Origin of the sequence: Acinetobacter sp. UBA5934 (genome assembly GCF_002430855.1) — a bacterium.
In the GTDB taxonomy this organism is placed as follows: domain Bacteria; phylum Pseudomonadota; class Gammaproteobacteria; order Pseudomonadales; family Moraxellaceae; genus Acinetobacter.
The window spans coordinates 1-5,204 of the sequence record NZ_DJDC01000172.1; the positions used below are offsets into that span (position 1 = coordinate 1).

Below are 5,204 nucleotides of genomic sequence, written 5' to 3' on the forward strand. Positions count from 1 at the left end.
AGAATTGAATTTAAGAGCTCATCTGAAGGTGGGCTTTTTTGTAAATATCATATGCAATTATTATTTCAGACTTCATGATATTAATAAAATGTGATCTACGTCTTATTAATTGATAAAAATAAATAACAGTTAAATAAATTTAAGATGGCTGTTTACACTACTAATCAATTAGTTATAAAGTATTTTGAACTTTCTTTCTAAAAAAATATAGAGAAGCCCATAAATGATTGAGCATAGTAGTTATCTAATTGAGCAGATTGAATACATGGGTGGTGGTTCTTTCGGGGCTGTACATAGGGTTAATATCTATAATAGAAAAATGCATTTGTGCGGGCAATTTGCAATGAAAACCATGAAGTCAGATGCTCGAGAAGCAGAGGATTTCAGAAAGCGTTTTATGCGAGAAGGACATTTGCAGTCTAAATGTATCCATTCCAATATTGTGCCTATTTATATATGTAATCTTTCCTCAGCAGAGCCTTGGTTTGTTATGGAATTGGGAGAAACTGATGTAGAGAAGTTGATTTTAGAAGGAAATTTTCCAAGGCAAGAAAGATTAAAATGTATATATGATTTGCTTTTAGGGATGGAATTTATTCACAGTCGCAAATTATTACATCGTGATATAAAACCTTCTAATATGGTTAAAGTTGACAATAAATATAAGATTGCTGATTTTGGTTTGGTTAAAAATACAGTACCAAATCCAAACTCTGTTCCTCTTACTGCTATTGGACAAGGAATGGGGACGCCAGGATTTGTTGCCCCAGAAGCTGTGTTTGGTCATTTTAGTGATCAAACAGACATCTATGCCATTGGATCATTTATACAATTCGTTTGTTACAATGATGAATATTTGACTGCTAAACTACTCCCAATTATTAATAAGTGTAGAGAAGATGTTCCAGCAAATAGATTTCAGGCAGTAAGTCAGCTATTAGATGTGTTTAAGCCGATATTTAATGGAGAACAGAATGCTTGATTTAATTACTGTAGCGGCATTCACGCTTCCTAAATCATATGAAAAGGTAAATGAAGATTCATTGCTTTTACCCGTAAAAAAGAATAATGGTTTTGCTTTTGCTATCGCTGATGGTGTGGGCTCATATGCAGGAGCTAGTAATGCATCTCAACTAGTCGTTGAATATTTTAATAAATCTGATGATTACCCTTTTTCTGATGTTGAGACTACATTAAAAACTTTAAATATTAAATTAGGTGCACTTGAAGAATTGGACCAAAATTTTTATAAAGCAGCTACAACTTTAACATTGGGTTATATTGACGACAAAGGACTTTATATAGTTCATATCGGAGATAGTAGATTATATTTAAAAAAGGAACAAAAGCTTATACAGCTGACTAAAGATCACACACAACATCAAAAGCTTTTGGATGCTGGGCTTTTTACAGAGCGTCAATTGAAAAAAATGCCTGGTAAAAATATTTTGATGACTGCTTTATCTAGTCACATCAATCTTGAATTTCAATATAGCTTTATCAAGCTATCTGAATTAATTGATGATAATAATGAAATTGTTCTAAATATCATGTCTGATGGGGCATATGAGTTCTGGGAGAAGAAGCCAAAATTCTCAAACAATACAATGTCTTCTCCAACTGCTTTTTCAACGAGCTTATTAAGACGAATACAAAAGAATGGACCAACAGATGATCATTCTCTTATTTCAATGAAATTTAGAACTAATACTGTTAGTTAATAATTTCAACCACCTTTGGGTGGTTTTTTAATGCCCTGAGAAATGTCATGTGTAAGCAATATCAGGGCATCCTATGGCGGCTACCTTTAATCAAAGTGGTTTGAAGTCGGGTGCCGCCACCAAATTTCATATTGTGATAAACCTCGATCATTTGATCGGGCTTTTTTAATATTGGATAAATCATTAATTAGGCTTTTCTAATAATTTGATTTAATTACCATTATTTTAAATTTTGATATATTTCGCCAGTGAATATTATTTGAATAGTGTACAAAATAGCCAACCAGAAACTGCTGTAGTTTCTGAATGACCTTCCAAGGTCCTTAGTTTATAGGTCCACTTCGCTTTCCTGTAGTGGGCTTTTTTTTGCATGGAGAAAAGTGATGCTCCGATTCCTAATGTGTTTATTCGGCCTACATGGTGCGACAGAAATCGATTACACGATTGATGATGAAGAAATCAAGGTGTGTCGGAATTGTTTGAAAGAAGTTAAATAATTTGCTGGACGTATTACGGCACATGAAACCCCGCTACATACTAGATATTGGCGGGGTTTTTCTTTTCTTATTGGTGGTGTCTTATGGATGTGATCGAAGCGCAGCGAAATCTTAACCGGTATAAAGCCAATGTTACGGCATTGCAGCAGGTTCATCCGCAAGACCTAAACTTCGATGAGCTAAATACAATTACAACGCTCATTAAAAAACAGAACAGATTAATCAACAACATTGAAGAATCACTTAAACAGGGTGAGCGCCGTGGATACAGATGATCAGGCAAGACTCGATGCATTTAAGCGTGATCTATATCGAGATATAACCAGTCGCAAAAGATTGTTTGAGGCTGAAACCGGTTTGGCGATTACAGATATTGAGTTGGCATTTGTGAATATATCTACAGTAGATCGGCCTAATGATCATTTGCTGAATGAAATCATAGTGACTGTGGGTGATCCAGATGACATGCAAATCATGTGAGGAAAGACGTGAGTGGATTAAACAACAAACAGAACGAGCAAAACAGCGCATGCAGCTGTGCATCGAACGACTTACTGGTCGAGCTAATCAAACAGAACAATCAACTGATTCAGATCAACAACGAGCAGAACGCACAGATCAATGAGCTGCTGATTCAATTAACTGAAGATGATGACGAGCCTAAACGCTCTGGATATTTGGATGATCAGATATGAATAACAAAGATGAAATATTAAAGGTCGTGGGCATTGAGGTTCTTAATGGTGGTGTGTGCCAGGGTACCAAAGTGAAGCTGAGCAATGGCCAGTACCTAACAGGTATTCAATCAATTACGCTTCGTGGCGATACCAATTCAAAGCTCTGGTCATTAAGTCTTGAGATGTACCCGGATTTTGTTGATCAGCAAACAATTGAAGCTGTATTAGCAAATATCAAACTTGTTAAGTCTGAGCAAGCATCACAGCGAAAAGAAGCCATTCGTAAGCAGGTTGAACTGCTTCAGGCTGAATATGCCTATTTAGGTAAATATGCTGAAACTACTCAGGATGAGAAGAAAGCTATTCCATCGGAAATACAAACTCCACCAATTAAGCTGGAATGATTATGAGTCGACCATGCCGTGAATGGGGTTGCCCCAATTTGGTTAAGTCACGTAGTCAGAAGGGCTACTGTGATGAGCATGCCTCAAAGCGCAGTGGCTGGACTCGTCGTGTAGATCGATCAGGTTCCACAACTGAACGTGGCTATGGCCACACATGGCGTAAGCTGCGTGAACGTATCTTGAAGCGTGATAACTATCTTTGTGTTGCATGTAAAGCAAAAGGCCGAATCGCTGAAGCCACAGATGTCGATCACATCAAGGCTAAAGCTCACGGCGGAACAGATGATCCAGATAATCTTCAATCACTGTGCACGCCGTGCCATAGAGAGAAGACAGCAAACGAAGGAAAGAAATAATGAAACGCCTATCTATCTTGGCAGCGATTATTGCATTCATCATGTCACCGTCACTGACATACGCCAAAGGCGGTGGTAGTCGAGGTGGATCAGTATCATCATCTGCACGATCATACAGCGCACCAGCTCGTAGCTATTCAACACGTCCAGCTGCTGCATCTAAGCCAACAACCAGAAGCAAATCATCTTGGTTTAGTAATCGCGATGATGATGTTGAGTGTTCTGTATTAAAGAAGAGTAAGCATGCGGCGGATCGCGCCGTGTATCGACGTTATTGCTGAAGGAAACAAAATGGATAATCCAATCCCTTTTGATATATCAAGCAAGACTGATCAAACGATTTGGAGTGCTTTCAATCCACTTACTCAAACAATGATTAGTACGCCATCTCGTGAAGAGTTTGAGCGCTTATATTTGTGTGACTGGTCAGCATCAATGCACGAAAGCCGGAACACAATTATTTGTAATGTATAATTGAGTTCTAAACCATCTGTTGAGTACCGATGGCAATAAGGGAAAGAGCCACGCCTAGAGTGAGCTGTGATCGCCTTGATAGTTTGGATTGCCAGTCCAGCCGATAGATCAGCGGTAGCGCCCACAAGCCTGTAAATCGATAAGAGTCGCCGGTTGGACAACCTAATCCCTGTCAGAAATGATGGGATTTTTTTATTTCTAAGACTTTTTACAGGGAGGGGGGGAGTCAAAAAGTTCAGGGCCTTGCCCTAAATGACCGCCCCCTTAAGTTCATTTTTACGTGAGCGAAATTAAAAATTCAGGGTGTTGACATGGGTGGAGTAAATGCGGTAGCGGGTGCAGGTCGCAAACCCAAGGTTAAAGCTACTGGCGATACTGATTTTGAAAATGTATTCGATATCGATGTGCCGGAATACATGGAGCATATGAGTAATGCTGTTGTCATGTGGAAGTCCATAGTTCCGGAATTGCTCAAACGGAAAATTCTAAAAGTCACGGATTTGCACAACATTGAAATGTTTTGCATGGCCTATCACAACCTGCGTGAAGCACAGCATGAAGTTGTTTTATATGGGGTTACCATCCAGACGGAAACTGGCCGAATAAAAAATCCAGCACTAACTGCCGTGAATGAAGCATCAAAACAATTGGCTTCCTTTGGGGCAATGTTGGGACTAGATCCAGCTTCACGTAATCGCCTTATGGGTGGCGGCAGTAAGCCAAAAAATAATCCATTTTCTGAGGTGCTGAATATGTAATGTGGGGTAGATATGACAGCTTTCCCAAACGTAGACATTGCGAATAAGTGGGCGAAGCAGGTCATAGCAGACAAAGTTCCTGCATGTAAATGGGTCAAATTGGCTTGTGAGCGCCATTTAAACGACCTAAAAAACAGTAAAAATAAAGATTTTCCATACAAATTTGATGCGAAATTAGCAGAAAAGAAGATCGCATTCATCGAATTATTGCCGCATACAAAAGGTGAATGGGCCCTAAAGCGACTCAAAATTACGCTGGAGCCTTGGCAGAAATTTGGTATTGCCTGCACGTTTGGTTGGGTCCGTAAAAAAGATGG

8 protein-coding genes and 1 pseudogene are annotated in these 5,204 nt (G+C 39.0%); all 9 read left to right on the top strand.

Features of this window, described 5'->3' with window-relative positions; all coding sequences use genetic code 11:
• The first annotated feature begins 223 nt into the window (after positions 1–223).
• The gene (locus B2Y23_RS12630; RefSeq protein ID WP_291371159.1) at positions 224–982 is read left to right on the top strand and encodes a protein kinase domain-containing protein; all 759 of its coding nucleotides are present in this window, start codon (positions 224–226) and stop codon (positions 980–982) included.
• Positions 975–1,721 (top strand): PP2C family protein-serine/threonine phosphatase, encoded by a 747-nt coding sequence (locus B2Y23_RS12635; protein WP_291371161.1) that lies wholly within the window; start codon positions 975–977, stop codon positions 1,719–1,721. Before B2Y23_RS12630 ends, B2Y23_RS12635 begins: the two co-directional genes overlap by 8 nt.
• A 580-nt stretch (positions 1,722–2,301) precedes the next feature.
• Positions 2,302–2,493: a hypothetical protein gene (locus B2Y23_RS12640; RefSeq protein ID WP_291371163.1), complete on the top strand. Its 192-nt coding sequence runs from the start codon at positions 2,302–2,304 to the stop codon at positions 2,491–2,493.
• Positions 2,480–2,698: a hypothetical protein gene (locus tag B2Y23_RS12645; RefSeq protein ID WP_291371165.1), complete on the top strand. Its 219-nt coding sequence runs from the start codon at positions 2,480–2,482 to the stop codon at positions 2,696–2,698. Before B2Y23_RS12640 ends, B2Y23_RS12645 begins: the two co-directional genes overlap by 14 nt.
• A gap of 8 nt (positions 2,699–2,706) precedes the next feature.
• The gene (locus B2Y23_RS12650) at positions 2,707–2,913 is read left to right on the top strand and encodes a hypothetical protein (protein WP_291371167.1); all 207 of its coding nucleotides are present in this window, start codon (positions 2,707–2,709) and stop codon (positions 2,911–2,913) included.
• Entirely contained in the window at positions 2,910–3,299 is a 390-nt protein-coding gene (locus tag B2Y23_RS12655) for a hypothetical protein (protein ID WP_291371169.1), read from the top strand. The genes B2Y23_RS12650 and B2Y23_RS12655 overlap by 4 nt, the downstream gene beginning before the upstream one ends.
• A gap of 2 nt (positions 3,300–3,301) precedes the next feature.
• A complete protein-coding gene (locus B2Y23_RS12660; RefSeq protein ID WP_291371171.1) occupies positions 3,302–3,655 on the top strand; it encodes an HNH endonuclease in 354 nt (117 codons plus the stop codon).
• Positions 3,656–4,440: 785 nt separating this feature from the next.
• Positions 4,441–4,887 carry a phage terminase small subunit P27 family gene (locus B2Y23_RS12665; RefSeq protein WP_291371173.1) on the top strand — a complete coding sequence of 149 codons (447 nt, stop codon included), beginning with the start codon at positions 4,441–4,443 and terminating at the stop codon, positions 4,885–4,887.
• Between the two features lie 12 nt (positions 4,888–4,899).
• Positions 4,900–5,204 (top strand): annotated as a pseudogene (locus tag B2Y23_RS12670) (terminase large subunit); the annotation flags it as partial.

What these genes read in the sequence shown, in the direction of transcription:
- B2Y23_RS12630 (WP_291371159.1), top strand. Translation starts at nt 224, where the DNA reads ATGATTGAGCATAGTAGTTATCTAATTGAGCAGATTGAATACATGGGT.
- B2Y23_RS12635 (WP_291371161.1), top strand. Translation starts at nt 975, where the DNA reads ATGCTTGATTTAATTACTGTAGCGGCATTCACGCTTCCTAAATCATAT.
- B2Y23_RS12640 (WP_291371163.1), top strand. Translation starts at nt 2,302, where the DNA reads ATGGATGTGATCGAAGCGCAGCGAAATCTTAACCGGTATAAAGCCAAT.
- B2Y23_RS12655 (WP_291371169.1), top strand. Translation starts at nt 2,910, where the DNA reads ATGAATAACAAAGATGAAATATTAAAGGTCGTGGGCATTGAGGTTCTT.
- B2Y23_RS12660 (WP_291371171.1), top strand. Translation starts at nt 3,302, where the DNA reads ATGAGTCGACCATGCCGTGAATGGGGTTGCCCCAATTTGGTTAAGTCA.
- B2Y23_RS12665 (WP_291371173.1), top strand. Translation starts at nt 4,441, where the DNA reads ATGGGTGGAGTAAATGCGGTAGCGGGTGCAGGTCGCAAACCCAAGGTT.